This window comes from Streptomyces sp. NPDC006551, assembly GCF_040611675.1.
GTDB lineage: Bacteria > Actinomycetota > Actinomycetes > Streptomycetales > Streptomycetaceae > Streptomyces.
Map to the genome: position 1 here is coordinate 1 of NZ_JBEXOT010000052.1, position 26,017 is coordinate 26,017.

Annotated in this window: 24 protein-coding genes and 1 pseudogene; 13 read left to right on the forward strand and 12 right to left on the reverse strand. The window is 73.2% G+C overall.

Translation table 11 applies throughout. The features are described 5' to 3' along the window. Positions 1–97: 97 nt before the first annotated feature. From ABZY12_RS30175 to ABZY12_RS30185, 3 genes are all read right to left on the reverse strand, one after another. The gene (locus tag ABZY12_RS30175) at positions 98–598 is read right to left on the reverse strand and encodes an NUDIX domain-containing protein (RefSeq protein WP_356895866.1); all 501 of its coding nucleotides are present in this window, start codon (positions 596–598) and stop codon (positions 98–100) included. Between the two features lie 111 nt (positions 599–709). Then, the gene (locus ABZY12_RS30180) at positions 710–1,375 is read right to left on the reverse strand and encodes a response regulator transcription factor (protein ID WP_356895868.1); all 666 of its coding nucleotides are present in this window, start codon (positions 1,373–1,375) and stop codon (positions 710–712) included. Then, the gene (locus ABZY12_RS30185; RefSeq protein ID WP_356895870.1) at positions 1,372–2,670 is read right to left on the reverse strand and encodes a histidine kinase; all 1,299 of its coding nucleotides are present in this window, start codon (positions 2,668–2,670) and stop codon (positions 1,372–1,374) included. Before ABZY12_RS30185 ends, ABZY12_RS30180 begins: the two co-directional genes overlap by 4 nt. Before the next feature lie 133 nt (positions 2,671–2,803). Here ABZY12_RS30185 and ABZY12_RS30190 point away from each other — a divergent pair, with 133 nt between their 5' ends. Both ABZY12_RS30190 and ABZY12_RS30195 read left to right on the forward strand, forming a co-directional pair. Beyond that, positions 2,804–3,715 carry an ATP-binding cassette domain-containing protein gene (locus ABZY12_RS30190; protein WP_356895871.1) on the forward strand — a complete coding sequence of 304 codons (912 nt, stop codon included), beginning with the start codon at positions 2,804–2,806 and terminating at the stop codon, positions 3,713–3,715. Next, positions 3,712–4,566: an ABC transporter permease gene (locus tag ABZY12_RS30195; RefSeq protein WP_356895873.1), complete on the forward strand. Its 855-nt coding sequence runs from the start codon at positions 3,712–3,714 to the stop codon at positions 4,564–4,566. Before ABZY12_RS30190 ends, ABZY12_RS30195 begins: the two co-directional genes overlap by 4 nt. A 19-nt stretch (positions 4,567–4,585) precedes the next feature. On the opposite strand, the gene ABZY12_RS30200 is transcribed toward ABZY12_RS30195, so the two are convergent. From ABZY12_RS30200 to ABZY12_RS30210, 3 genes and pseudogenes are all read right to left on the reverse strand, one after another. After that, on the reverse strand, positions 4,586–5,455 hold the full coding sequence (locus ABZY12_RS30200; RefSeq protein WP_356895875.1) for a YhjD/YihY/BrkB family envelope integrity protein: 870 nt from the start codon (positions 5,453–5,455) through the stop codon (positions 4,586–4,588). A gap of 73 nt (positions 5,456–5,528) precedes the next feature. Continuing rightward, positions 5,529–5,906 (reverse strand): luciferase family protein, encoded by a 378-nt coding sequence (locus ABZY12_RS30205; RefSeq protein ID WP_356895877.1) that lies wholly within the window; start codon positions 5,904–5,906, stop codon positions 5,529–5,531. 238 nt (positions 5,907–6,144) lie between these two features. Then, a pseudogene (locus ABZY12_RS30210) lies at positions 6,145–6,714 on the reverse strand (PP2C family protein-serine/threonine phosphatase); the annotation flags it as partial. A 78-nt stretch (positions 6,715–6,792) separates the two neighbouring features. On the opposite strand from ABZY12_RS30210, the gene ABZY12_RS30215 reads away from it, so the two are divergent. Both ABZY12_RS30215 and ABZY12_RS30220 read left to right on the forward strand, forming a co-directional pair. After that, the gene (locus ABZY12_RS30215; RefSeq protein WP_356895879.1) at positions 6,793–7,317 is read left to right on the forward strand and encodes an SMI1/KNR4 family protein; all 525 of its coding nucleotides are present in this window, start codon (positions 6,793–6,795) and stop codon (positions 7,315–7,317) included. Positions 7,318–7,379: 62 nt separating this feature from the next. Further along, complete coding sequence (locus tag ABZY12_RS30220) at positions 7,380–7,964, forward strand: nucleosidase (RefSeq protein WP_356895881.1); 585 nt, start codon at positions 7,380–7,382, stop codon at positions 7,962–7,964. 13 nt (positions 7,965–7,977) lie between these two features. Here the strand turns inward: ABZY12_RS30220 and ABZY12_RS30225 are convergent, their stop codons facing one another. Beyond that, entirely contained in the window at positions 7,978–8,976 is a 999-nt protein-coding gene (locus ABZY12_RS30225) for a helix-turn-helix domain-containing protein (protein WP_356895883.1), read from the reverse strand. A 52-nt stretch (positions 8,977–9,028) separates the two neighbouring features. On the opposite strand from ABZY12_RS30225, the gene ABZY12_RS30230 reads away from it, so the two are divergent. Next, positions 9,029–9,445 (forward strand): cupin domain-containing protein, encoded by a 417-nt coding sequence (locus ABZY12_RS30230; protein ID WP_356895885.1) that lies wholly within the window; start codon positions 9,029–9,031, stop codon positions 9,443–9,445. Between the two features lie 91 nt (positions 9,446–9,536). After that, positions 9,537–10,346: a hypothetical protein gene (locus ABZY12_RS30235; RefSeq protein ID WP_356895887.1), complete on the forward strand. Its 810-nt coding sequence runs from the start codon at positions 9,537–9,539 to the stop codon at positions 10,344–10,346. Between the two features lie 19 nt (positions 10,347–10,365). Here the strand turns inward: ABZY12_RS30235 and ABZY12_RS30240 are convergent, their stop codons facing one another. Both ABZY12_RS30240 and ABZY12_RS30245 read right to left on the reverse strand, forming a co-directional pair. Beyond that, entirely contained in the window at positions 10,366–11,823 is a 1,458-nt protein-coding gene (locus ABZY12_RS30240; protein ID WP_356895889.1) for an MFS transporter, read from the reverse strand. After that, positions 11,820–12,440: a TetR/AcrR family transcriptional regulator gene (locus ABZY12_RS30245; RefSeq protein WP_356895891.1), complete on the reverse strand. Its 621-nt coding sequence runs from the start codon at positions 12,438–12,440 to the stop codon at positions 11,820–11,822. Before ABZY12_RS30245 ends, ABZY12_RS30240 begins: the two co-directional genes overlap by 4 nt. A 309-nt stretch (positions 12,441–12,749) precedes the next feature. On the opposite strand from ABZY12_RS30245, the gene ABZY12_RS30250 reads away from it, so the two are divergent. After that, positions 12,750–13,334 carry a TMEM165/GDT1 family protein gene (locus ABZY12_RS30250; protein WP_356895893.1) on the forward strand — a complete coding sequence of 195 codons (585 nt, stop codon included), beginning with the start codon at positions 12,750–12,752 and terminating at the stop codon, positions 13,332–13,334. A 53-nt stretch (positions 13,335–13,387) separates the two neighbouring features. On the opposite strand, the gene ABZY12_RS30255 is transcribed toward ABZY12_RS30250, so the two are convergent. Further along, on the reverse strand, positions 13,388–14,575 hold the full coding sequence (locus tag ABZY12_RS30255; RefSeq protein ID WP_356895895.1) for a hypothetical protein: 1,188 nt from the start codon (positions 14,573–14,575) through the stop codon (positions 13,388–13,390). A 197-nt stretch (positions 14,576–14,772) separates the two neighbouring features. On the opposite strand from ABZY12_RS30255, the gene ABZY12_RS30260 reads away from it, so the two are divergent. The 3 genes from ABZY12_RS30260 to ABZY12_RS30270 all read left to right on the forward strand — a co-directional run bounded on the left by ABZY12_RS30260 (position 14,773) and on the right by ABZY12_RS30270 (position 18,465). Further along, positions 14,773–15,390, forward strand: coding sequence for a TetR/AcrR family transcriptional regulator (locus tag ABZY12_RS30260; protein WP_356895896.1), 618 nt, complete (start codon positions 14,773–14,775; stop codon positions 15,388–15,390). Then, positions 15,374–17,026 carry an acyl-CoA dehydrogenase family protein gene (locus tag ABZY12_RS30265; protein WP_356895898.1) on the forward strand — a complete coding sequence of 551 codons (1,653 nt, stop codon included), beginning with the start codon at positions 15,374–15,376 and terminating at the stop codon, positions 17,024–17,026. The genes ABZY12_RS30260 and ABZY12_RS30265 overlap by 17 nt, the downstream gene beginning before the upstream one ends. A 152-nt stretch (positions 17,027–17,178) precedes the next feature. After that, positions 17,179–18,465 (forward strand): amidohydrolase, encoded by a 1,287-nt coding sequence (locus ABZY12_RS30270; protein ID WP_356895900.1) that lies wholly within the window; start codon positions 17,179–17,181, stop codon positions 18,463–18,465. An 18-nt stretch (positions 18,466–18,483) separates the two neighbouring features. Here the strand turns inward: ABZY12_RS30270 and ABZY12_RS30275 are convergent, their stop codons facing one another. Further along, positions 18,484–19,368 (reverse strand): LysR family transcriptional regulator, encoded by an 885-nt coding sequence (locus ABZY12_RS30275; RefSeq protein ID WP_356895902.1) that lies wholly within the window; start codon positions 19,366–19,368, stop codon positions 18,484–18,486. Between the two features lie 91 nt (positions 19,369–19,459). On the opposite strand from ABZY12_RS30275, the gene ABZY12_RS30280 reads away from it, so the two are divergent. Both ABZY12_RS30280 and ABZY12_RS30285 read left to right on the forward strand, forming a co-directional pair. Further along, positions 19,460–21,073 (forward strand): MFS transporter, encoded by a 1,614-nt coding sequence (locus ABZY12_RS30280; RefSeq protein ID WP_356895904.1) that lies wholly within the window; start codon positions 19,460–19,462, stop codon positions 21,071–21,073. Positions 21,074–21,328: 255 nt separating this feature from the next. After that, positions 21,329–23,542, forward strand: a complete 2,214-nt coding sequence (locus ABZY12_RS30285) for a protein kinase (RefSeq protein WP_356895906.1) — start codon at positions 21,329–21,331, stop codon at positions 23,540–23,542. Positions 23,543–23,716: 174 nt separating this feature from the next. Here ABZY12_RS30285 and ABZY12_RS30290 read toward each other — a convergent pair whose 3' ends face one another. Then, the gene (locus ABZY12_RS30290) at positions 23,717–24,235 is read right to left on the reverse strand and encodes a tetratricopeptide repeat protein (RefSeq protein ID WP_356895908.1); all 519 of its coding nucleotides are present in this window, start codon (positions 24,233–24,235) and stop codon (positions 23,717–23,719) included. A gap of 167 nt (positions 24,236–24,402) precedes the next feature. Between ABZY12_RS30290 and ABZY12_RS30295 the strand changes: the two genes are divergently transcribed. After that, complete coding sequence (locus ABZY12_RS30295) at positions 24,403–26,004, forward strand: PHB depolymerase family esterase (protein ID WP_356895910.1); 1,602 nt, start codon at positions 24,403–24,405, stop codon at positions 26,002–26,004. Positions 26,005–26,017 lie beyond the last annotated feature (13 nt).

The following is a 26,017-nucleotide window of genomic DNA, read 5'->3' on the forward strand; positions in this document are numbered from 1 at the left end:
CCGGCCCCGCCCGCCGGCCCCGTCCGCCGGCCCCGTCCGCCGGTTCGGACGCCGGCGCGGACGCCGGCGCGGACGCCCGCGCAGACGCCCGCGCGGTTCAGACGTCGGCGCCGGTCTCCACGTACACGGTCGTGCCCAGTCGGCGGGCCCGGTCGATCTCGGCGAGGCGCGCGAAGTTCCGGGGGGTCATCTCCCGCTCCCACTCGGCGAGGGTACGGACGCTGAACTCGCTGTGCTCGTCGGGGTCGAGAACGACGGCGTCGATCTGTTCGGGCGTCAGGACCCCGCCGTCGAAGATGAAACCGATGTGGTTGGCCGGCCACTCCTCGCCCCGGTCGGAGACGAAGTGGGTGCCGAGCAGCTTCGGCTTCCCCCGGAAGACGATCCCCGTCTCCTCGTGGCATTCGCGCACCGCGGTCTCCCACGGCGTCTCCCCCGGGTCCATGTTTCCGCCCGGCCACTGCCACAGCTCGGTCCGGTACGACGCGCGCAGCTGGAAGGGCCGGCCGTCGGTGTCGGTGAAGTACAGGCAGGCGTACGCCGTCGCTCTCGGCAGCGTCGCGATGTACTCGGCGGGCGGCAGCCAGGTGTTCGCCATGGGGCAGCTCTCTCTCGACGGACGGACCGTGTGGATCACCCCCATACAAGCGGTCCGCGCGGCGGCGTCGGCCGACCCGCGAGCACGTCACCGGATCGTGTGATCACGAGGTCAGCCCACGGCCACCAGCCCCGTCTCGTACGCGATGATCACCAACTGCACCCGGTCACGGGCGTCCAGTTTGGACAGCAGCCGAGTGACGTAGGTCTTGGCGGTGGCGACACTGATGACCAGGCGCTCGGCGATCTCGGTGTTGGACAGACCGCTGCCGATGAGGGTCAGCACCTCGCGTTCGCGCTCGGTGATGGCGGCGAGGTCCCCCTGTCGCGGCGCGCCCGGCGCCGGGCGGCCGGCGAAGTCCTTGATCAGGCGGCGGGTGACGCTCGGCGCGATCAGGGCGTCCCCGGCGGCGACGACGCGGATCGCGGCGAGAATGTCGTCCAGGCCCATGTCCTTGACGAGGAAGCCGGAGGATCCGGCCCGCAGCGCACCGTAGACGTACTCGTCGTCGTCGAAGGTGGTCAGGACGAGCACCCGGGTGGGGCCGGGGTCCTCCATGATCCTGCGCGTGGCCTCGATGCCGTCCATGCCGGGCATACGAAGGTCCATCACCATCACCTCGGGGCGGAGGCTCTGTGCGAGCGCGACCGCTTCGGCGCCGTTCCCGGCCTCCCCGACGACATCGAGTCCGGGTGCCTCGGCGATGACCATCCGCAGAGCGGCGCGGACCAGGGGCTGGTCGTCGGTGAGGACGACGCGTACGGCGTGGTCGGTCATCGGACTCCTGTCGGCAGGGGAAGGCGGGCGGTGACGCGGAAACCGCCTTCGGCTCGTGGTGCTGCGGAGAACTCGCCGTGCAGCAGGGCGACCCGCTCGCGCATGCCCGCGAGGCCGTATCCACCACCGGTACGGGCACCTGCACTCGCACCGCCGCCGGCCCCGGAAGCGCTGCCGGAAAGTGCCCGGGCCTCGGTGCCCGTACGAGTGTCGCCCGGCCCGTCGTCGACGACCTCGATGATCAGTTCGTCCCGTCGGCGATCGACCGTCACCCGGCATGACCCCGCGCCCACGTGGCGGACGACGTTGGTGACCGACTCCTGGATGATCCGGAAGGCCGAGAGGTCGATGTCCGGGGGCAACGGCCGTGACTCACCGCGCCATTCCACGTCGACGCGGACGCCGGCGGCCGTCGTGGCGGCGGCCAGCGTTTCGACGTCCGCGAGCCCGGCCACGGGCCGGAGCGAACCGCCGGCATCCCCCTGCCCGGCCCGGTCCCCGTCCCGTCCCGTGTCCTCGTGCCGCCGCAGGGCGCCGAGCATCCGCCGCAGTCCTGACAGCGTCTCCCGGGCGGCGGTCTCGACCGCCACCATCGCCTCGCGCGCGGCGTCCGGCCTGGTGTCGATCACCCGGACGGCGGCGCCGGCCTGGAGGGCGACGACCCCGATGGTGTGGGCGACCATGTCGTGCGTCTCGCGGGCGATGCGCAGCCGTTCGTCGCTCACGGCACGCGCCGCGGCCTCCGCGTGCGTCCGCTCGGCGTGGACACGGGCCTGGTACGCCGAGTTGCCGATCAGCCAGGCGATGACCGCGGTCAGCGCCACGGCCAGCTCCTCCGACGTACCGACGCTCCAGCCGAACGCCAGACGGGTGGTCAGATAGCCGGCGAGCACGGTGAGGGAGAGGGTGAGGGCGATGACACCGGTCCGCCGTGGCCGGGTGGCGGCGATGAAGTACAACGTCACATCGACCATCAGGAACTGGGGCAGCGGGATCTCCCCGACACTGAGCGGGAGCGTGCCCAGGGCGGCGGCGGCGAGGAGCAACCCCAGCGCCGTCAGGGCCCGTTCGCGCATCAGCAGGCTTCCAGCCACCACCAGGCCGGTGGCGAGCGCCAGCAGGGTCAGACCGTCCCATCGGAGGTAGAACACCCCCGCCCGCACCGCGGGCCCGTCCTGGCCGGGGAGTTCCATCCGCGTGAGGAACGTGAACGCCGTGCCCGCGCACCAGGCGACGACCGGCCAGACGCCGAACGGTACGCGCTTGAGCCGGGGAAGAGGGGCGGCGGCATGCATGATCAGATCGTAGGTTCGGGCTGTCCCGTGGTCATCGGACCAGGGTTGTACAGCCCCGGTCGACAGCGTGTCCCGCCGAGTGTCGTCGCCGGTCCGACGACGCCCCGGGGGCTCCCACGGCACCGTGGAGCGCATGATCGAAGTCAACGAACTCACCAAGCGGTACGGCGGAACCACCGCGGTCGACGCGCTGACCTTCACCGTGCGCCCCGGGCGGGTCACCGGGTTCCTCGGCCCGAACGGCGCCGGCAAGAGCACCACTCTCCGCATGATCCTCGGCCTGCACGCTCCGACCAGCGGCAGTGTCACCGTCGACGGACGCCCCTTCCGGGACCGCCCCCGGGGGCTGCGGCACGTCGGGGCGCTGCTCGACGCGGGTGACGCGCACGGCGGGCGCACGGCGGCGGCGCACCTGTCGGTGCTCGCCCGGGGCAACCGCATCCCTGGGAGCCGGGTGGCCGAGGTCCTCGACGAGGTGGGTCTCGCGGGCGCGGCCCGGCGCAGGATCGGTGGCTTCTCGCTCGGGATGCGGCAGCGGCTCGGGATCGCCGCCGCGCTGCTGGGCGATCCGCCGGTGCTGCTCTTCGACGAGCCGCTCAACGGGCTCGACCCGGAGGGCGTGAAGTGGGTGCGGGGGCTGTTCCGGCGGCTGGCGGGCGAGGGCCGTACGGTCTTCGTCTCCAGCCATCTGATGTCCGAGATGGAGAACACCGCCGACCGGCTCGTCGTGGTCGGCCGGGGTGAACTGATCGCGGCGGAGAGCCTGGCGGAGTTCTCCGCCCGGGGCACCCGGCCGAGCGTGACGGTGGACGCCGCCGACCCGGCCGCGCTGACTGCCGTACTCCTCGCCGAGGGCGCGGCGGTACGGGAGGAGGGCGGCGGCCTGCTGAGCGTGACGGGGCTCGCCGCGCCGCGGATCGGTGAACTCGCCCTGCGCCACCGTGTCCCGCTGCACCAGCTGACCACCCGGACCGCCTCACTGGAGGAGGCCTTCACGCAACTGACCGCCGACAGCGTCGAGTACCCGGCAGGAGAAGCCCGATGACCGCCTTCGCACCGACCACCACTTCCCACGGCGCGTCACGCTCGCCCGAGCCCCGCCCCCGCTTCGTCGACCTGGTGGCGGCCGAGTGGCTGAAGCTCCGGTCGCTGCGCTCGACCGGCTGGTCCCTGCTGCTCGGCACCCTGGCCGTGGTCGCGTTCAACGTCGGGACGGCCTATGACGACTACCGCTACTGGCCCGAGTTCGACGCGGTGCACCAGGCCGGCTTCATTCGATTGAAGATGGCGCTGTGGGACGCGTTCACGGGGAACGGGGCCATGGTCCTGATGCTGTGCGCGGGCGCGATGGGCGCCGTGACGGTCGTCGGCGAGTACAGCACCGGCATGATCCGTACGACGTTCGCCGCGGTCCCCGCCCGCCGTTCGGTGATGGCGGCGAAGGTGCTGGTCGTCGCGGCGGTCATGGCGCTCTTCGGCGGGGTCGTGGCGGGCACCTCGTTCTGGCTGACCCAGGCCGTCCTGGCGGGGAGGGGCGCGGGACTGTCGATCGGTGAGCCGGGCGCCGTACGCCTGGTGGTCGCGTCGGCGCTGCTGGCGCCGGTGTCGGGGCTGGTCGGCATGGCGATCGGCACGCTCCTGCGGCACAGCGCGGCGACGATGGTCGCGAACGTGGTGGTGCTGCTCCTGTCGCCGATGGTGATCGGCGACGACCGGCGCTGGTCGGCCGTCCTCGCGCACGGCCTGCCGTACCACGCGTGGCAGCGGCTCGTGCGGGCCGGACCGTACGAGGTGGCGTACCCGTGGTCGCTCTCCGGAGCATGGCTGGTGTACGGCTCGTGGGCGGCGGCGGCCGCGGTGGTGACGGTGACGGCCGTGCACCGGCGGGACCAGTGAGCGGCCGTCGGCCCCGCTGTCAGGGGAGGTCGAGAGGCTCGCGGTCGAGCCGGCGGACGACCCGGTGCTCATGGATCATCCGGCCGACCAGCGCGGCTCCGTAGACGACGAAGCCGACGCCGACGAGCCAGGACTGCAGCACGAGGACCGTGCCGAACTCTCCGTAGGTCACCGCGTTGGAGGCGATCAGGGGGGAGAAGACGAACTGGGAGAAGACACGCAGCCCGAGCAGCCCCAGGGCGGTGCAGAGGGCCCCGGGGGCCAGGGCGCGCCAGCGGATGCGGCCGCAGAGGAGGAAGCGCTGCGACCACCAGAAGAAGAGGAAGGCTCCGGTGACGTCGGCCGCGGCGACCAGGACGGTCACGGCGGCGGAGGCGTGCGACGGTTTCGGGGCGGCGACGAAGACGAGGAGGGAGGCGACCAGGACGGCGAGCCAGACGACATGGCGCCACATGGTGTGCCAGCGGGCGGTGGGCAGGTCCCACACCCGTTCGTACCCCGTCTGTACGGCGGAGCCGAAGGTGACACCGAACGCGGCGAGGGCCGCGAGGCCGAAGGCGGTGGTCCGTTGCAGCGCCTGCCCCGGCTTGCCGAAGATCCGTTCGACCTCTTCCTGGGAGACCTCGGAGACGCCGAGGCCCTGGATCAGCCAGCGGGCGAAGCCCTGGCCGCTGGCGAGGTCGGCCGAGGCCACGACGATGAGAAGCGGTACGAGGGTGAGGAGGCTGAGGGCCGCGAAGCCCATGGCGCGGTGCATCAGCTCCATCTCCCGCCCCCGGCTCCAGGCGAGCCCGACGGCCGAGGTCAGGACCCGCTGGTGAAGGCGGTGGAACCAGTGACCGTGTTCGGCGGGGGCACCGTCGTGCGGCGCACCGGAGGTGGGGGGCATGCCACGGGGAGTACCCGCCGAGGGGCGGGACCCCTCCGGCATGCCGCCGAACGGGGGTACGCGGAGTACGACGTCAACGACGGCCGGACGCGAGGCAGGTGCGGGTGCATCCGTCCGGCACGGTGTCCACGGGGTCCGGGCCGTGGGTGGAGGCCTGGAGCGCGGCGCTCACCAGCGTCGCCAGCAGATCGATGTCCGATCCCATCTCCAGACGGACGGTCACCCAGCCCGATCCCGCACGCAGCCGCACGGCGCTGGATCCGAGGAGGGCGGGCCGCAGCTTCGCGATCATGGCGCGGCTGAGGTGGACGTCCGCCTCGTGTTCCCCGTGGAAGTGGACGATCTCGCGCGTCTCGGTCCGCAGACCGGTTTCGGCTCCGCAGAGGGCGGGGTCGGCGATCAGCGAGGGCCAGCTCATCAGGCGTTCACTGGCGTGCCTGGCTGTGTTCATACCGAGGAGCGTGCCGGGACGGGCTGCCGCGCACAAGCGTCCTGCCGAAAGAATCCCGCCGCGGCGTGAAACATGCGCAGGAGCGGTGACCGGCGGTGCGGCGGTGGTCACGGTGACGGCATCGTGGGGAGGGGATCCCGGGGCGTACGAGCCGGGTGGGCGCGGCGGGCGCGCAGCGTCCGCGGAAGCACCGGAGCGTCGGGCGAGCCGGGTCCCGGCACGATCGGCGACACACCCCCTAGGAGGCCGGGGCCGGGCGTTCGCGGACGCGGGCGGCGAGGACGGCCACGTCGTCCTCCGCGTTACGGGCGTCGAGGCGGCGCAGCACCTCCTCCACGACCTCGTCGGGGCCGGAGCCCGCCGGGAGGCGGAGCGCGGCGAGCCGGGCCAGGGAGACATCGATGTCCTCGCCGCGCCGCTCGACCAGGCCGTCGGTGAAGAGCAGGAGCGTGTCGAACGTGGTGACCGTGCGGGTCACCGACTCGTATCCGCCGAATCCGGTGCCGAGCGGCGGGCCGACGTGGAGTTCGATCGGCTCGGCGGAGCCGTCGGCGGCGAAGACGACGGGCGGCAGGTGGCCGGCGCTCGCGAAGGTGGCCGCGCCGCGCGCCGGGTCGACCTGGATGAGCAGGCAGGTCGCGGGGCGGCGTCCGCCCTCGTCGGCGAGCGCGTCGAGCCGGCGCAGGACGCGGTGCGGGGGAAGGTCGGTCGAGGCCACATCCCGCAGCGCCGAGCGGTAGGCGTTCATGTCCACGGCGGCGTCCAGACCGTGCCCCATCACGCGCCGCACGCCCGGGACCAGCAGGGTGTCACACTCCGTGAATCCATGGGCGGCACTTTCCCCACTGCCCGCCGCACTGTCCGAGGCCGTCGCTATGCTCCGTGCGTGCTTCCCCTCGACACCCATGGCTTTCCGCCCGCCCTCGCAGCCGTGGCGGGCGTCGCGTTCGACCACGACGGCGACGAAGACGTCGACTACACGCCGTACGAGGGCTTCCTGACCGCCGAGGAGACCACCGACTGGTTTCGCGCCTGGACGGGCAACGCCGAGCTCGACGGCGACGCCTTCCGCGTCATCGGCCAGAGCGGCAGCGGCGGCTACGTGGCGTTCTGGCGCATCCGGCCGGGCCGGCCGGTGGCCGAGCAGCCGGTGGTGTTCTGCGGCTCCGAGGGCGAGATGTGCGTGCTCGCCGAGGACCTGGCCGGCTTCCTGTGGTTCCTCGCCGACGGCTGGGGCCCCATCGACGTCGCGTACCCCGGCCACCGCGTCCCCCGGCCGAGTCCGGAACTGGCCGCGGTGGCCGAGCGGTTCGCGGGCGCCGGGTCCCGCCGCCCGGCGGCGGAGATACAGGCCGCGGCCGCGCGCGCGTTCCCCGGCTTCGAGGAGACCGTCGACGCGCTGTGCCGCTGACGCCCGTGCGGCGCGTAGCTCCCGGGTGTACGGGCGGGGGCGGCGCGAACTAGCGTGGCCCCATGGAACTCATCGGAAAGATCACGGCCGACCGACCGCTGCTCGTCCTGGCCGTCAAGGAGGAGGCGCAGTTCCTCGACACGGATCTGCCGATCCTGCTGACCGGCATGGGCAAGGTGAACGCGGCGACCGCGCTCGCCACGGCGCTCGGCCGGGGTCCTCGGCCCTCCGGCGTCGTCAATCTGGGCACGGCCGGCGCGCTGCGTCCCGGCTGGACGGGTACCCATGTCGTCGGCACGGTGCTGCAGCACGACCTCGACGGGGAGCTGCTGGCCACGCTGACCGGTGAGACCTACGGCGCGCCGCTGACCCTCCCCGACGGCGGCGAGGTCGTCCTTGCCACCGGTGACGCGTTCATCGCGGACGAGACCGCCCGTGCCCGGCTCGCCGTCCGCGCCCCGCTGGTCGACATGGAGGGTTACGCCCTGGCGTCCGCCGCGGCCCTCGCCGGGGTGCCGCTGCGCATCGTCAAGCACGTCAGCGACGAGGCGGGTGACGGGGCGGCCCGAACCTGGCGCGATACGGTCGCCGACTGCGCCCGCTCCCTCGCCGACTGGGCCGCGGCGAACGTTCCGTACCGCTCCTGAGCCGTCCTCGGTATCAGCCGTTGGCCGGGCCGAAGCGGCGGCGGTAGGCGGACGGGGTGAGTCCGGTCTCTCGGTGCATCAGGGCGCGGAGGTTGGCCGCCGTGCCGAGGCCGCTGGTGCGGGCGACGACGTCCAGGCGCGCCTCGCCGCGCTCGATCAGACGGCAGGCCAGGGCCACCCGCTCGCCGGTGAGCCAGGCAAGCGGCGTGGTGCCGAGCTGGGCCCGGAAGCGGCGGTGGAGCGTCGCCGGGCTGACGGAGGCACGGGCGGCGAGGTCGGCCACCGCGAGCGGGGAGCCGAGGCGTTCCTGCGCCCAGGCGAGCAGCGGGGCGAGGGACTCGTCCGGCAGGTCGGGAACCGGGCGCTCGACGAACTGGCGCTGTCCGCCGTCCCGGTGGGCCGCGAACACCAGTCGGCGGCTCACCGCGTTGGCCACCTCGGCGCCGTGGTCGCGGCGCACGACGTGCAGTCCGAGATCGAGGGCGGCGGCGCTGCCCGCCGCGGTGAGGATGTCGCCGTCGTCGACGAAGAGGACGTCCGGTTCGAGCCGTACGGAGGGGAAGCGGGCGCGGAAGGAGTCCGCCCACTGCCAGTGGGCGGTCGCCCTGCGGCCGTCGAGGACCCCCGCCTCGGCCAGCGTGAAGGCACCGCTGCAGAAGCCGACCAGGCGCGCGCCGCGCGCGTGGGCGCGGCGGATCGCGTCGAGCACGGCGGGGCGGCGCGGGACCTCGACGTCGGGGCGGTTGGGCACGATCAGCGTGTCCGCCTCGTCGGCCGCGTCGAGTCCCGCGACACCCGTGAGGGTGAAGAACCCGTCACGCATGACGGTCCGCGGCTCGGGTGAGCAGAGCCGGAAACCGTACAGTTCGCGGCCGATCTCGGGCCGGCGCAGACCGAAGATCTCCGTCGCGCAGCCGAGTTCGAAGGGGTTGGAGTTGGCGTCGACGATGACGACGACCCGGTGGAGGCGCCTCCCGTCCTCCTTGCTCTCGTGCGAGGATCGTTGCGACATGTGCTCTTTCTAGCACTCGCGGCGGCTCGCGGTCACGGCCCAGGATGAGCCCATGAGCGACCTGAACAGTGAGTCGAAGAACGGCCCCATCGCCCTCGCCCGGGCCCTGTCCTCCTTCGAGGAGCTGTGGAGCCCCCGCATCGTCACGCGCGTGAACGACTACGACGTACGCGTCGCCAAGGTGGCGGGCGAGCACGTCTGGCACGCCCATGACGACACCGACGAGTTCTTCCTCGTCCTCGACGGGGAACTCCACATCGCGCTGCGCGAGGACGGGGCGGAGCGCACGGTCTCCCTCCCTCGCGGCTCGGTCTTCACCGTGCCGAAGGGCGTGGAGCACCGCCCATACGCACCGGTCGGCGCGTCCATCCTGGTCTTCGAGCCGACCGGCACGCTCTCGGTCGGGGACCGGCACGACGAGATCCCGGACCACGTGGACGCGACGACGGGACACGCCCTCGGCGCGTAGCCGTGCCGCCCGTGAGCCGTTGAAGCGCGGCGGGGAGGAGACCATCCTGGAGTGGAGGGAGGGGCCCGCCGAAGGGCAGGAGGCGAGACACGTGCAGGTGTCCGACCCCGGCGCGAGCGGTGGCAAGGCGCGGTTCGACGACGTCTACGACGAGCCCGACCCGCGCGCGTACTTCCGGCGTCTCGCACCGCTGGAGTACGAGATCCCGCAGCGGGCCCAGGCCGCCTTCCGCCGCGCGGCGGCCGAGCGGGACGGCGGCGTGGTGCTCGATCTGTGCTGTTCTTACGGGATCAACGCCGCCCTCCTCAACCACGACCTCACCCTGGCCGAGCTGTACGCGCGCTACACCGGTCCGGACGTGCGGGAGCTGAACGGCGCCGAGCTCGCCGAACGGGACAAGGCGTTCTACGCCGCCCGGCGCCGCCCGGACGCCGTCCCCGTCCTCGGGCTCGACGTCGCCGGCCACGCGCTGCGCTACGCACGCGAGGCCGGACTCCTGGACGACGTCTTCGAGGAGAATCTCGAAGGGGACGAGCCCCCGAGCCCCCGGCTGCGCGCGGCCATGGCCGACGTCGGGCTGATCACTCTCACCGGCGGCGGCAGCTACCTCACCCGGCGCACCTTCGCCGCGCTGCTCACGTGGGCGCGGCGGCCGCTGCGGGTGAGCGCGTTCGTGCTGCGTACGGTGGATTACGCGCCGATCGCCGCGTGCCTGGCGGACTACGGGCTGCGGACCGTCGCCGACCCGTCGGTGACCTATCCGCAGCGGCTGTTCACCGACGAGCGTGAGCAGCGGTTCGCGGTGGAGGCGGTGCGGGCCCTGGGGGCGGACCCCACCGGCCGGGAGACGGAAGGCCGCTTCCACACGGTCCTCTACGAGTCGTTTCCCGAGCCCGGCTGAACGGGGAGGGGGCCGAGTCCTAGCCGGTCGGCCTGGCCTGTTCGGGCCCGGCCCGGTCAGCGGCGTCGCACCGGCTCGGCGGGGTGGGCCGAGCCCGGGTGCTGCGGGTGCTCCGGGTTCCGCGGGCCCGCGTCCGTCCCGGCAGTCCGAGCGCGACCATCGCGCCGAGTGCGGCGACGGCCGCCAGGACCAGCAGGGCGGTGGCCTCCCGGCCGGGGCCCGCGCCCGGGTCGCTCGTCATCAGCGCCGTCGCGACGGCGACGCCGAGCGCCGGGCCGACGTTCATGGCCGTCTGCTGGAGCCCGCCGGCGACCCCGGCGTCGGCCACGTCCGCCCGGCGCACCAGCACGGCGGTCGCGGTGACCATGACCGTACTGAATCCGGCGCCGACCAGGGCGAAGCAGCCGCCGGTCGCGACGGCCGTCGCGCCCTCGCCGAGGCGGGAGAGCAACAGGACGCCGAGGGCCAGGAGGGCCGCTCCGGACACGGTCGTACGGCGCGGGCCGAAGCGGCGCGGGAGCAGCGCTGCGACGGGGGCGCCGAGCACCATCAGGACCGCGAGCGGCAGGACCCACAGCGCGGTGCGCAGCGGGTCGAGCTCGAGCACGTCCTGAAGGAGGTACGTCGTCACGAACAGCGTTCCGGACAGGGCCGCCGCGGCGGCGAGGAGCGCGCCGAGTCCGGCGAGGACGGGGGCCGACCGGAGGACCTCGGGGGGCAGGAGCGGGTGGGCGGTGCGCCGCTCGTGCCGGATGAGGGCGGTCCCGGCCGCCGACGCCGTGACCAGCGCGAGCACGCTCGCCGCGGGGTGGCCGCCGGAGCCGACGACGATTACATGGACCAGACAGGCGAGCGTCACGGCGAGCAGGCAGGCGCCGGGCAGGTCCAGGGAGACGCGCGGGGCGCGCGCGCCGGCCGGCGGGTCCGGCAGCCGCAGGGTGAGGGCGAGGAGCCCGACGGCCAGGGCCGGGGCGGCGGTGAGGAGGAAGACGGCGCGCCAGCCGTACGCGCTCACCAGCGCGCCGCCGACGAGCGGGCCGGTCGCGGCGGCGAGTCCGATGGCGCTGGTGCGCAGGGCGATCGGCATGGCCAGCCGGTCGGGTGGGAAGGCGGCGCGCAGCATGCCGAGGGTGGCCGGTTGCAGCAGCGCGCCGAACGCTCCTTGGGCGACGCGCAGTCCGATGACCCAGCCGATTCCGGGCGCCGCCGCGATGCCTGCCGAGGCGGCGGCGAAGCCGAGCGCGCCGAGGGCGAGGATCCGGCGGTGGCCGTAGCGGTCGCCGAGCCTGCCCCCGAAGACGAGGAGGCTCGCGACGGCGACGAGGTAGGCCGTACTGGTCCACTGGACCTGGTCGATGTCCGCGCGCAGATCGCGCTGGAGTGCGGGCTGGGCGAGGGTGAGCAGAGTGCCGTCGAGGGCGACGACGGCGGCGCCGAGGACGCTGCAGGCGAGCGTGCGGTGGCGTGGCGGTGTCACCGTACGCGCTCCGCCGGCCCGAGGTGCGCGTCGACGGCGGCCCGGAGCAGGGGCTCCACCTCGTGGGTGCCGGTGGCGAGCTGGAGACTGCCCCAGCCCCACAGCTGGGCGATGCCGTGCAGATTCGCCCAGAGCGCGCCGGCGACGTCGGACGGCTGGGCGGCGCCCGCGTCGTCGGCGGCCGGGCGGGCGTGGGCGACGAGTCCGGTCAGCAGCTCGAAGAGAGGCAGGCTCGTCTCCCGTAGTCCGAGCCGACCGCTCTCCAACAGATCGTGACGGAACATCAGCTCGTACATGCCACGGCGGTTCAGGGCGAAGTCGAGATAGACGCGGGCCAGGGCGTGCAGCCGGGCGCGGGGGTCGTCGTCCGGGCCCTGTCCGGGGCCGGCCGCGTCGGCGACGCGGGCCGCGAGTTCGGCGAAGCCCTGGCGAGCGATGGCGGAGAGCAGGTCGAGGTGGGTCGGGAAGTAGCGGCGGGGTGCCCCGTGGGACACCCCGGCTCGCCGGGCGATCTCGCGCAGGGAGAGGGCCTGGGCGCCTTCCGCGTGCACCAGGTCCACTCCGGCTTCGATCAGGCGGGCGCGCAGGCCGGCCTCGGCTTCGGGTTCACGGGTCATAGACACTGTCTACCAGGGGCCGTAGACACTGTCTACCAAGATCGTCCGCCAAGGTCGGCGAAAGCCTTCGCTACACTGGTCGGCAGCGAAGGGGAGTAGCCCCGCGAACCGGTCGTCGACACACTGGAACCCCCGGGTTCCCGGTGGCCGGGTCCGTGCGGAAGCGCGGACGGGCGAGACCTTCGGCCAGGCATTCGCCACGCCCGCACACCGTGGGCGTGGTCCGTCATGCCGGGCCGAGTGGTTCTTCCCGTCGCCCACCGCGGTGCCGTGCGGATCCCGGGCCCGGACCGAGCAGAGAGCCCCGGTATGCACCTCGACCCCTTGGCGATTCTCACCGCCTTCGGGCTGATCTTCCTCGCCGAGCTTCCCGACAAGACGATGTTCGCGTCCCTCGCCATGGGCACGCGGATGCGTCCGCTGTACGTCTGGTTCGGCACCTCGACGGCGTTCGTCGTGCACGTCGCCCTCGCCGTCGGCGCCGGCAGCCTGATCGGCCTGCTGCCCGACTGGATCGTCCAGCTGATCTCCGCCCTGCTCTTCGCCTTGGGCGCCTTCATGCTGCTGCGCGGCGGGGACGACGACGGGGAGGACGAGGCGGGCGGCAGGACCGTGACCGGCTTCTGGCCCGTCTACTCCACCGCGTTCATGGCCGTGTTCATCAGTGAGTGGGGCGATCTGACCCAGATCACCACGGCCAACCTCGCCGCCACTGACGGCACCTGGTCCACCGCGATCGGCGCTGCCGCGGCCCTGATGAGCGTCTCGGCCCTCGCCCTGGTCGCGGGCCGTTTCATCGCCAAGCGCGTCCCCCTGAAGACGGTTCAGCGGATCGGCGGCCTGTGCATGGCGGCCCTGGCGATCTGGTCCCTCACCGAGATCTTCGTCGGCTGACACCCGGACGGCACCAGCGCGTCCGGGCCGCCCCACGGCCCGGACGCACCGTTCTAGAAGGTCCTGAAGACCCCGTCCGGGTCGTCGTGCGCCGCCCCGGCGTACTCCTCGAAACCCATGTTGGCGAGGGACAGGTTGACGTGGATGCCGTGGACGCCCGCCGGGGCCGTACGGAAGCGGGCGCCGAACGCGGTCAGCCGCGCGTACTCCTCGTCGTCGTCGCACTCCGCCCGCGTGAGCGTGGTCACGGCGAGCAGCGCGCGGTGCGCGGACGTCATCGTCGCCCGGTCGGCGAGGAACACGACGCTCAGCTCGTCGTCGTGGGCCACCGCCGTCAGCACGTCGTCCACGCCGGCCCCGGCCCAGGCCGGATCGTCGACGACGTGCGCGGCCGACTCCGGGTCCTCGTCCAGGGCCGCCCTGACGGCCCGCCAGGCGCTGTCGTCCGTGTAGTCGGTACGGACCACGAGGGCGTCGAACGCGTCACGTCCGGTGACCGGCGGCCTCGGCGCGCGGGAGCGTGGGATCAGCCGGGGGCGGGCGAAGTCCGCGTTGTCGACGACGGCGTCCACCCTCGGGAGCGGGGCGACCTCGTCGAGATAGATCCGCTGCGCCACCAGGTACCGGTCACGGTGGAGGGACTCCGCGTCGGAGCCGGCCCAGTCCTGGTCGCGCAGCGCCCCACGGCTTACGGAGAGTTCGGCGTCCACGTCGAGCCACACGCGGTAGTCCCAGTAGTCGTCGATCTCCGGCCGGAAGGCGAAGACCCCGTCCACGACGAGCACGGAGTCCGGGGCGAGCGGGGTCCGCCGGGCCGAGTGGTCGAGCTGGGTCAGCGGGTCGATGGCGCACAGGGAGCAGGATTCCGCCTCGGACGAGCGGCACGGGTCCAGCAAGAGCCCCCTGACGGCCTCGTAGTCGTAGGCGTTGCGGTAGTACCCCTCCCCCGACTCCCGGTCGTAGAGGTGCCTGTCCTTCCACGGCCTCTTGAAGTCGTCGAGCGTCGCGCGCAGGACGGGCCGGCCCGTGGCCGCGATCCGCTCGGCCACTTCGTGTCCGAAGCTGGTCTTCCCCGCCGCCGTGAGGCCGTCGACGCCCACGAGCAGGCGCCCGGGGCCCCGGGCCAGGATCGCCTCGGCGATCTGTCCCACCAGCTCGCCGCGCGCCGCGGAGGCGGCGGCCGGCAGCGGCTGCCGCCACGTCGAGGACGAATGATGGACGGCGGCCCGCTGAAGAGTCATGGGGCGAACCTATCGACCCGCTCCGGCGCCGGACACGGATGGGCCGGCCCGGGGCACCCCGGGAGCGCCGGCCGCCGTCCGCTCTGTCGCCGCCCCGGCAGCCCCGGCCGGCCCGAGGGCCCCTCCCCCTCCGGCTGACCCGGTATCCACGCCGCACGCCCCTTGTTGAAGCAATGAATCACTGCTTCACTTCTTCCATGCCGTACCGACGTACGCCCGCCGTCCAGGCCCGTCTCGACGCCCAGCGCGCCACCGTCGTGGACGCGGCCATCGGGCTGCTCGCCGAGCACGGCTACGCCGGCTGCACCATGGCCGCCGTGGCGGCGCGGGCCGGGATCGCCACCGGCAGCGTCTACCGTCACTTCGCCGGCAAGGCGGAGTTGGCCGTCGAAGTGTTCCGGACGGTGGTCTCGCGTGAGGTCGCCGCCGTGTCCGAGGCGGCCGGCCGGCCGGGACACGCGGACGCCGCCGAGCGGGTCGTCGCCGTCATCGAGACGTTCGCCAACCGCGCCCTGAAGTCGCCGCGCCTGGCGTACGCGCTGCTCGCCGAGCCCGTGGACCCGGCGGTGGACGCCGAACGGCTGGTCTTCCGGCGCGCGTTTCGCGATGTGTTCGCCGAACGGATCGCCGAGGGCGTGCGCACCGGCCGGCTCCCGCCCCAGGACGCCACGTTGACGGCCTCCGCGCTCGTGGGAGCGGGAGCGGAGGCGCTCGTCGGCCCGCTGGCGGCGGGAACGGTCGGGCCGGACACCGTACCCGCCCTGGTCACCTTCACCCTGAGAGCCCTGGGAGTTCCCGATGCCGAGCACGCATGAGGTCACCAACCAAGTCCCGCCGCTCACCGGATACGACGTGTCGGCCGACCCGGCCCTGCTGGAGGGCCTGCGCCGTGAGGGTGCCGGCTGGGCCGAGGGGGAGGTGCGCGAACTGGGTGTGCTGGCCGGTGGTGAACAGGCCCAGGAGTGGGGCCGGTCGGCCGAGCGGAACTCTCCCGTGCTGCACACGCACGACCGCTACGGCCACCGTGTCGACGAGGTGGAGTTCCATCCGTACTGGCATGAGCTGATGACGGTGGCCGTGCGGCACGGGCTGCACGGGACACCCTGGCGCGACGAGCGCCCCGGGGCGCATGTGGCGCGTGCGGCGAAGGTGTTCGTGTGGGGGCAGGCCGACCCGGGCCATCTGTGCCCGGTGTCGATGACGTACGCGGCGGTGCCCGCCCTGCGGGCGCAGCCCGATCTGGCCGCGGTGTACGAGCCCCTCCTCACCTCTCCCTTCTACGACTTCGGGCTGCGCGAGCCGACCTCGAAGCGCGGGATCATCGCCGGGATGTCGATGACCGAGAAGCAGGGCGGCTCGGACGTCCGGGCGAACACCACACGTGCCGTACCGACGGGCGAGGACGGCTTCTACGCGCTGACCGGTCACAAGTGGTTCACCTCGGCGCCGATGTCGGACGTGTTCCTCACCCTGGCGCAGGCCCCCGGCGGTCTGTCCTGCTTCCTCGTCCCGCGCGTCCTGCCGGACGGCTCACGGAACGCGATCCGCCTCCAGCGGCTCAAGGACAAGCTCGGCAACCGTTCCAACGCGTCGTCCGAGATCGAGTACGAGGGTGCTCTCGGCCGTCTCGTGGGCGAGGAGGGCCGGGGCGTGGCCACCATCATCCGGATGGTGAACATGACCCGTCTGGACTGCGCGATCAGTTCGGCCTCGGGGATGCGCCAGGGGCTGGTGCAGGCCGTCCACCACGCCACGTACCGCAGCGCGTTCGGGGCGCGCCTGGTCGACCAGCCGCTGATGACCAACGTCCTCGCCGACCTGGCCGTGGAGGCGGAGGCGGCGACGATCGCGGGGCTGCGGCTGGCGGGGGCCGTGGACCGGGCGGCGGCGGGTGACGCGGACGAGGAGCTGCTGCGCCGGATCGGCCTCGCGGTGACCAAGTACTGGGTGTGCAAGCGGGCTCCGGCGCACGCGGCCGAGGCCCTGGAGTGCCTGGGCGGCAACGGCTACGTCGAGGACTCGGGACTCCCCCGGCTCTACCGCGAGTCGCCGCTGCCGTCCATCTGGGAGGGCTCCGGCAACGTCGCCGCGCTCGACGTACTGCGGGCGATGGGGCGGCAGCCGCACGCTGTCGAGGCGTTCTTCGCCGAGGTCGACCGGGCGGCGGGCGCCGACCGCCGGCTGGACGCGGCCACGGCGCGGCTGCGCAAGGAGCTGGCCGACCTCGGCGACCCCGCATCGCTCCAGTACCGCGCGCGCCGTCTCGTCGAGCACATGGCGCTGGTCCTGCAGGGGTCGCTGCTCGTCCGCCACGGTCACCCGGCGGTGGCGGACGCGTTCTGCGCCTCGCGCCTGGACGGCGACTGGGGCGTCGCCTTCGGCACGCTGCCCCCCGGCCTTGACACGACGGCGATCATCGAGCGGGGTAGGCCGATGACGGCCGCCGCCTGATCCCTCCGGCCCTCGGCCGTGCCCGCTTCCCTCCGGCCCTCGGCCGTGCCCGCTTCCCTCCGCCGCCGTGAGCGTTTCCGTTCCGGCGAGCGTGACCGGGGCGGCGTACGACACCCTGGAGGGACGGTCGTACACCGAGAGGACGTGGCCCCTTGAGCAGCGCAGCGATCCACGACGAACTGGACCGGCGGGCCGAGAAGGCGGCGGCCCAGGTCGTCGCCTGGCGCCGGCATCTGCACCGGAACCCGGAGCTCTCCAACAGGGAGGTCGGGACCGCGGCGCTGGTCGCGGACCATCTGTGGTCCCTGGGCCTGGACGAGGTCCGTACGGGGATCGCCGGGCACGGTGTCGTGGGTGTGCTCAGGGGCGGCGTCCCCGGCGGACGGGTGGCGGCGCTGCGCGCGGACATGGACGCGCTGCCCGTACGGGACCTGTGCGGCGCGGAGTTCGCCTCACAGACCGTGGACGCCGGGTATCCGGGCGGCCCGTTCCCCGTCTCGCACGCCTGCGGCCACGACTGCCACACCGCGATGCTGCTGGGGGCGGCCACCGTGCTGGCCGGTGTGCGGGAGCGGCTGCCGGGGACGGTGCTGTTCGTGTTCCAGCCGGCCGAGGAGGGGCCGCCGGTCACCGAGGAGGGCGGGGCGCGGGCGATGGTGGCGGAAGGCGCGTTCACCGATCCCGTACCGACGATGGCGTTCGGGATGCATGTCACGCCGTACCCGAAGGGGTACGTGGGCTACCGCGTGGGCAACCAGTACGGCGCCTCCGCCCTCGTGAAGATCGTGATCAGCGGCGAGCAGGTCCACGGATCCACGCCGTGGCAGGGCATCGACCCGATGCCGGCGGCGGGCGCGGTGCTGACCGGCATCGGGCAGCTCTACCGACAGGTGTCGGCCTTCGACCCGGTCACGGTCTCCATCGGCCACGTCGAGGACGTCGGACGCTTCAACATCATCGGCCAGACCGTCACCTTGTGGGGCACCGTCCGCTGTGCGGTGGAGTCGGACATGGCCGAGGTCCGGCGACGGCTGACCAGGCTCGCCGAGCACTCGGCGGAGGCGTACGGCGCCACGGCGACCGTGGAGTATCTGCAGCCCGTGCCGCCCGTCCACAACAGCGCGGAGTGGGTCGCGGCCGCGCTGCCGACCGTCCGCCGGGTGGTGGGCGAGGAGCGGACGGTGCCGACCGGAGCGACGCTCGGGTACGACGACGTCTCGGAGTTCGTGAACCGGTTCGGCGGTCTGTACGTGATGCTGGGCGTCCAGGACGCGTCCCTGGACGCGAACGGCCACCCGGTGCCGACACCCGGCGGTCGGGGACTGGTGACCAACCACCATCCGCGTTTCTACGCCGACGACGACACCCTCGTCACCGGCGTCCGGCTGCACGCTCAGGTGGCGTACGACCATCTCGCCGGAACCCTGACCGTCGGTTAGCGGCGCGGCCGGTGTCCGTCAGCGGCGTTCCCGTACCGTCTCGACGAAGGCCCTGATCAGCCCGTTCTCGGCGGCCGTCGGCCATACCAGGCCGTACTCGACGGGTGGTGCGTCCGTCAGCGGAACGTACGCGATGCCGAGGCGCGGGTGGTAGCGCGAGCCGCGCGCGGCGCCCGGGGAGACCCCGCGGCCGGCGCCGACATGGGAGAGGACCTCCTGCCAGGAGGCGGCGACCGGCCCTCGGGGGATGAGGGCGCCCGAGGGGGTGCGGCGGGGATAGTGGGCGTCGAGCCAGTAGCGGGGGTTGGCGCCGGCAGGGGTCACCAGGGGCACGCCGGCGAGGTCGTCGAGGCCGACGGACGCGCGGCGGGCCAGCGGATGGGCGGCGGGCACGAGCAGGACCCGGGGTTCGGCCGAGAGGACGGGGCCGGCGGTGAGACCGGGTTCGCGGACGGGGAAGGCGGTGAGGAGCAGGTCGAGCGCGCCGTCGTGCAGGAGCTGGAAGCCGCCATCGAGCTGGACTTCACGGAGGTGGGTCTCGCAGCCGGGATGCCGGGCGAGGAACGCGTCGGCAGCGGCGGTGAGCAGCTCGCCGCTCCAGGGCGCGGCGAAGCCGATCCGGAGCGCGCCGTGCACCCCCCGGCCGGCGGCGACGGCGCGCTCCAGGGCGGCCAGGATCCGCCGGTGGGCCGGGCGTAGGTCGTCGCGGAGCATACGGCCCACCGGGGTGAGACGGACACTGCGGCTGGTCCGCTCGAACAGGGGCGTGCCGATGCGGCGCTCCAGCTTCTTGACGGTCTGGCTGACGCGTCCCGTGGAGACCCCGAGCCGCTCGGCGGTGCGCCCGAAGTGGAGTTCCTCGGCGAGCGTCAGGAACGCCTCCAGTTCGTACCGTTCGAGCATCGGGCCGCCCCTCCATCGTTGAGTCTCGCTCAACGTCGGTTGCATTCTCGCACCTTGATCGGCGGGGTCGGCGGACGGGAGCCTGAAGTCCATGGATTCCCCGATCGCCGCCGTACCACGGGCCGAGGTGCCGCCGCTCGCGGCGCGCCCTGCGCCTCGGGCGCACGTCCTCGTCCTGACGGTGGCCGGTGCGGTCACCGTCGCCAACATCTACTTCCCGCAGCCGCTGCTCGCGGCCATCGCCGGGGGCCTGGGCGTCTCCGGCAACACCGCGGGGCTCGTCGCCTCGGCCGCGCAGCTCGGCTACGCCCTCGGCATTCTGCTGATCGTGCCGCTCGCCGACACCGCGCGGCTGCGCCGTCTCACCACCGTCCTGCTCGCGCTGACCAGCGGGGGGCTGTTCGTCGCCGCGGCGGCGCCCAACGTACTCACCCTCACGCTCGCCACCCTCGCGCTCTCCACGACCACCGTCCTGCCGCAGATCCTCACCCCCGTGGCGGCGTCGCTCGCCGGGCCGGAGCGGCGCGGCCGGGTCGTCGGAACCATCGGCCTCGGCCTCACGCTGGGCTCGACCGTCTCCCGTGGTGTCTCGGGCGCGGTGTCCGACGCCGGGGGCGGCTGGCGTACGGCCTATGTGGTCGCCGCGGTGGCGACCGCCGCGCTGCTGTTCGTCCTGCCGCGCGCCCTTCCCGAGTCCCTGGGGCGGGCGGGGCGGGCGGGAGGCCGGCTGCCGTACCACCGGCTGCTCGCGACCCTGCCCCGGTTGTTCGCGGAGCATCGGGAGGTACGCGTCTCGGCGCTGACGGGGGCCACCGTGTTCGCCGCGTACAGCGTCTTCTGGGCCACGCTCGCCTTTCATCTCGCGGCCCCGCCGCTGGGGTTCGGACCGGGTGTGGCGGGGCTCTTCGGCCTGCTGAGTGTGCCCGGGGCTCTGGTGTCGGCGTACGCGGGAGGGCTGACGGACCGCTACGGCGCTTCGGCGGTCACCGCCTGGTCCCTGGGGTGCGTCGCCGTCTCGCTCACGCTCGTCGGATTCGGCTCGCGCTCCCCGGTGGCTCTGGTGGCCGGCGCCAACCTGCTGGTCCTCGGCACCGGCGCCGCCCAGGTGGCGAACCAGGCGCGGATCTTCGGGCTCGGCCGGGACGTGGCGGCCCGGGTGAACACCGTCTTCATGCTGTCCTCGTTCGGTGGCGGTGCGCTCGGTTCGCTCACGGCGGTGTGGCTGTACGGGGCGTACGGCTGGGGCGCGGCGGTCCTGGCGGCGGCGGGGTTCGTCGTCCTGGCCGCAGTCGTCCTCGTCGGCGCCCGGCGCGCGGCCCCGAGTTGCGTTCCCCGGGACACGCGCAAGGCTGGGAGGCGAAGCCCGCGCACCCCGCAGGGAGAAACGATGCACGATCTCGCAGCCCTGGCCGACGAGCATCTCGCCAACGCGCACAACGACGCGCATGGCAGGAGCGCCCATCTGGTGGTCCACGACGGAGTGCTCCGGCAGAGTGTCATCGCCCTGACGGCGGGAACGGTGCTCGACGAGCACAACGCGCCGCCCGCCGCGAGCCTGCAGGTGCTGCGCGGGCGGGTGAAGCTGACGGCCGCCGACCGGTCGGAGGAGCTGTCGGCGGGCGAGCTGCAGATGATCCCCAAGGAGCGGCACGGACTCGCCGCCCTGGAGGACGCGGTCGTCCTGCTGACCGCCGTCAACGACTAGGGCCTCCGGCCCTGATCCGCCGGGCAGTCCCGAGGACGCCCCTTCCGGCCCTGATCCGCCGGGCAGTCCCGAGGACGCCCCTTCCGGCCCTGATCCGCCGGGCAGTCCCGAGGACGCCCCTTCCGGGCCGGGTGCCGCCCCGGACGTCCGCATGGCCGGTCTCTGCCGTACGCGATGAACGCCTGGCAGGATACCCGGCAGGGGTGCTGCCCGGTCCGTCCGGCATGCACAAGGGGCAAGACCCAGGGGGGTGTTGTGGAGGCTCTGCGTGCCGGGGACCCCACGAGGATCGGTCCGTTTCCGCTGCTCGCTCGTCTCGGCGAGGGGGGTATGGGCGTGGTGTATCTCGCCCGCACCGTCGAGGGGCGTGCCGTCGCTCTGAAGACGGTACGGGCGGACATGGCGAACGCCCCCGGGTTCCGCCGGAGATTCGCCCGGGAGGTGCGGGCCTGTCGCGCGGTGAGCGGTCCCGGCATGGTGGAGGTGATCGACTTCGATACGGGCGGGGACCTGCCCTGGCTGGCCACCGAGTACGTCTCCGGCCCTTCGCTCGGCGCCGCGGTGGACGTCCACGGGCCGCTGCCGGAGGACTCCGTACGGCACCTGCTCGGGGGCCTCGCGCGGGGCCTGGTCAGGGTGCACGCGGCTGGTCTGGTCCACCGGGACGTCAAGCCGACCAATGTGCTGCTCGCCCCCGAAGGACCCTTGCTGATCGACTTCGGCATCGCGCGCGCGGCCGACGAGACGGCGCTCACCGGTACGGGCATGGTGATCGGCTCGCCCGGATACATGCCGCCCGAACAGGCGGTGGGTCGGACCGTCGAGGCGACGGGCGACGTCTTCTCGCTGGGCGCGGTGGTGGCATACGCGGCGACGGGACGCGGACCGTTCGGTACCGGGGCGGTCCACGAGCTTCTGTACCGCTTGGTCCATGAGGAGCCGGACCTGGCGGGCCTGCCACCGGGACTGGTGGAGACCGTCCGGCGGATGTTGGCGAAGGACCCCCGGCACCGGCCCTCCGCGGAGGAGCTGGCCGCCGTGAACGAGGCCGAGGGCGAAGGAGGGAACTGGCTTCCGGAGGCGGTGTCGGCGGACATCACGCGCCAGCGGGGGCGGCTGCGGGCGCTCCAGGCAGCGGCGCCGACGCTGGCGGCGCATCCGGCGCCCTCCGTGAACCCGGCTCCTGGACCGGCCCTTGAACCGGCTCCTACACGTATCGACCCGGCGCGGCCGGTCTCCCCCGCCTCCTCGGTCCGCGCTGCCCCGCCGACACGGCGGATGAGCAGGCGCGCCCTCTTGGGCACCGGCATAGTCGGCTGCTCCGCGCTGCTCGGCGGCGCCTGGGCCATCATGCGCGTACTGGACCGCGACGGCAGCGGAAGCGGTGGAATGGCGCTTCGGGAGCCGTCCTGGTCGTACACGCACGACGCCGAGATCGTCACCCCGCCCGCGCCCGGCCGGAGCACCGTGGCGTTCGGGGACGCGCGTGGCAGGATCGTCTTGGTGAGCCAGAACTCCCACGCGCTGGAGTGGGCCGTCGATCTCCGCGTCTATGAGGGAGCGGGAACGGTATCGGAAGCGGATCCGCTCGTGCTGCCCGTCGCCGTCGACCGGATCCGGCGGGGCGAACAGGATGTCATCCTGGCGCTGACCAAGGACAACACCCTCCACGGCCTCAGCCAGGAATCGGGCGAGCGCCTGTGGACGCGGACGTTTTCCGGCGACACGGCCAGGCTGCTCCCTCAGGTGGGCGGCAGTCATTTCGTGGTCGTCAGCGGTAACGGGCGGAGCCTCGACAAGGCCACGGTCATGAACGCCGCCGGCGTGGTGCTCCTGGAGACGGACACCCCTGACACGTCCCTGGCCTGGGATGAGGGCGACGCCGTCGCCTTGTACGGCCTGGCCGGCGACTGGGACGGGACGGGGCGCCGGACCGTGTCCATACCGGAGGGCAAGGCTTCCCGTTTTCGCAAGCTGCCGGACGACTTGGCCTCCCCGGCCATCGAGGCGGATGAGTTTCTCTACTTCCACACGCGGCGCGGCGTCGCGTGCGAACCGGTCGATCCGTCGGGCGTCAGCGGGTGGGAATTCACCGCCGACGACGACAGCGTCGTCGTCGACCGCGATCCGCCGATCGTCCAGGACGGGACGGTGATCTTCCGGTACGGGGAAGCGGTGTACGCGGCGGCGGGGGTCGGCGACGCCACCTGGAAGTTCGTCGCGGACGGACAGATCACCGGAAGGCTCTCCTTGCTCTCGCGGGGAGGAGAGGAAGAGAGCCTGCTGTTCTTCGGCACGGACAAGGCAACGGTCTACGCCCTGAACAGCCGATCGGGCAAGGTTCTCTGGAAGCACACGACCGCCGAGGGCACACTCCACGGCCCGGTCCCGCACGGCGACAGCGTGTATGTGGCGCGGAACCGGACCCTCTCCGCGCTGGACGCGGCGGGGCCGCGGTGGGAGTCGTGAACCACCGCCCGCCGTCCGCCGCCCCTGGGCCGTTCCGCCTCGTAGGCGCCGCCGACGGTGAAGAGGGGCTCGGCGCCCTCTCCGTGGGCCCGGGGGTGGTGTCGTGGTGGACGTGGGTCATGCGGCGTTCCAGGGGTCGGCGGCGTTCCAGGCGTCGGCTGGTCTTTCCGGCGCTCACACGGTCTCGTGCAGATCCCGCGCGTAGGACTCGATGGCCCGCCGGTAACGCCGCACGTGTGCGTCGTCGCTGGTCGCCGCCACCAGGTTCAGCAGCAGCCGCGTGGACTCGTGGTGCTCGCCCGTGTTGAACAGGGCCATCGCCAGGAAGGTGCGCAGCGCCCCGTCGTCGGGGAACTCCTCGGCCCCGCGGCGGAGCGTGTCGACGGCCTGCCCGTAGCGGCCGAGGACGCGGTACGTGCTCCCGAGGCCCAGGAGCGCCCCGCGGCGGTCCTCGGTCGACAGGGCGCCCGCGCCGGTGGTGGCGAGCGCCCGCTCGTAGAACGGGACCGCTTCGGCCTCCAGGCCGAGGACATCGTGGGCCCAGGCGGTCTGATAGGCCACCTCGGCGTCGTCGGGGTACCGCGTGGCGAGTTCCACCAGCCGGGCTCTCGCCTCCTCCTGACGGCCCTGCTCCCGCAGCCGTATCGCCTCGGCCAGCAGGCCGTCCCGTCCGTCGGTCACGTCGTCGGTCATGGCGTCATCGTCGCAGGCGGCACGGGGCCGTCGCGCGGCGGATGCCAGATGACGGGGAGCCATAGCGCCGCCCGCCGGTTGTGGCGGCCGGGACCATAGGAGCCGGGGCCGGCGCGCCCCTACTCTCCCGGCCATCCCCCTTCCGTACGAGCCGCCCGGGAGCCCCCATGCGACCACCGTCCCGCCCCGTCCGCCGGCTGGCGGCGCTGCTGCTGTTCGCCGTTGCCGCCGCCCTCTTCCCCACCACGACACCCGCCGCGTCCGCCGCGCCCTCACCCGTGCCCGGTCAGCTGCGGCCGTACAACGTCGATGCCGTCTACACCTCCGGGGTGTCGTCCGGCGGCTACATGGCCACGCAGCTCCACGTGGCGTACTCGGGCACGTTCAGCGGCTCGGCGGCCTTCGCCTCGGGCCCGTACCACTGCGCCCAGAACTCGCTCTCCACCGCTCTCAACGCCTGCATGAACACCACGCAGGACCTCCAGCTCGCGACGCTGGAGCAGACCACCCGGGACTGGTCGGCGCGGGGACTCGTCGACCCGGTGGCCCAGCTGGCGGGCGACCCGGTGTACGTCTTCAGCGGCTCGAACGACTCCACGGTGAAGCGGCCGGTGACCGACGCGCTGGCGGACTACTACGGCCGGTTCGGCGCGCGGGTCCGGTACGACCGCTCCACGGCGGCCGGGCACGCCTGGATCAGCCCCCTCGGCACCAACTCCTGTACGGTCACGCAGAGTCCGTGGATCAACAATTGCGGGATCGACGCCGAGCGGGACCTCCTCGGCCATCTACTGGGCTCCGTCGACGCCCCGAGCGCCTCCCCCGGCGGCACGCTGATCCAGTTCGACCAGAACGCCTACGCCCCCGGTGGCGCGGCGGCGGCGCTCTCCCTGGACGACCGCGGCTTCGTCTACGTGCCCAAGTCCTGCTCGGACGGCGCCGCCTGCACCCTCATGGTGTCCCTGCACGGCTGCAAGCAGGGGTACGGGTACCAGGGCTTCGGAACGCGATTCGTCGACAAGGCGTACCTCAACGAGTACGCCGACACCAACGACATGATCGTGCTGTACCCGCAGGCCGCCGCGACGGCCACGCTGGAGAACCCCAACGGGTGCTGGAACTGGTGGGGTTACCTCGGTGACTCCGCCTACGGGCGGCACGGCGGCAAGCAGATCGAGACGGTCATGGCGATGGTCCGGGCGCTGCGCGGCGGCTCCACGCCACAGCCCGAGACCGGCCGCGTCACCCTGGAGAGCGTGGACGCCGAGGACGGCTATGTGAAGGCGGCGACGGACGGTTCGGGGGCGACGGTGGGCACGATGGAGGACGGCTACGGTCTCGCGCTCGGCCGGGGGACCGACGGCCGGGTGAACCGGACTCTGCTCTCCTTCGACACCTCGCGGATCCCGGCGGGCAAGGAGATCGTCCGGGCACGTCTGACCGTGAACCGCGGCAGCGGTTCCGGCGATCCCTGGGCCTCGCCGGCGGGCAACCGGCTCCTGGTGGACGTCCGCACGGGCTGCTTCGGGGCGTGCGGGGTCGAGGCGTCGGACTGGTCGGCGGCGGCCACGGTGGCTGGCGGGGCGCAGATCGGCGCGTTCTCGTCGGGGAGCGCCACGTCGACGGATCTGTCGGCGGCGGCCCTCGCGGCCCTCGACCGGACCGGGACCACCCAGGTGCGGCTGCGTTTCGAGTCGGTCCCCGCCTCCACCGCGTACCTCTTCGTCAACAGGGACGCTCCGGTGACGCTGACGGTCGAGTACCGCTAGGTGTATTGACCCG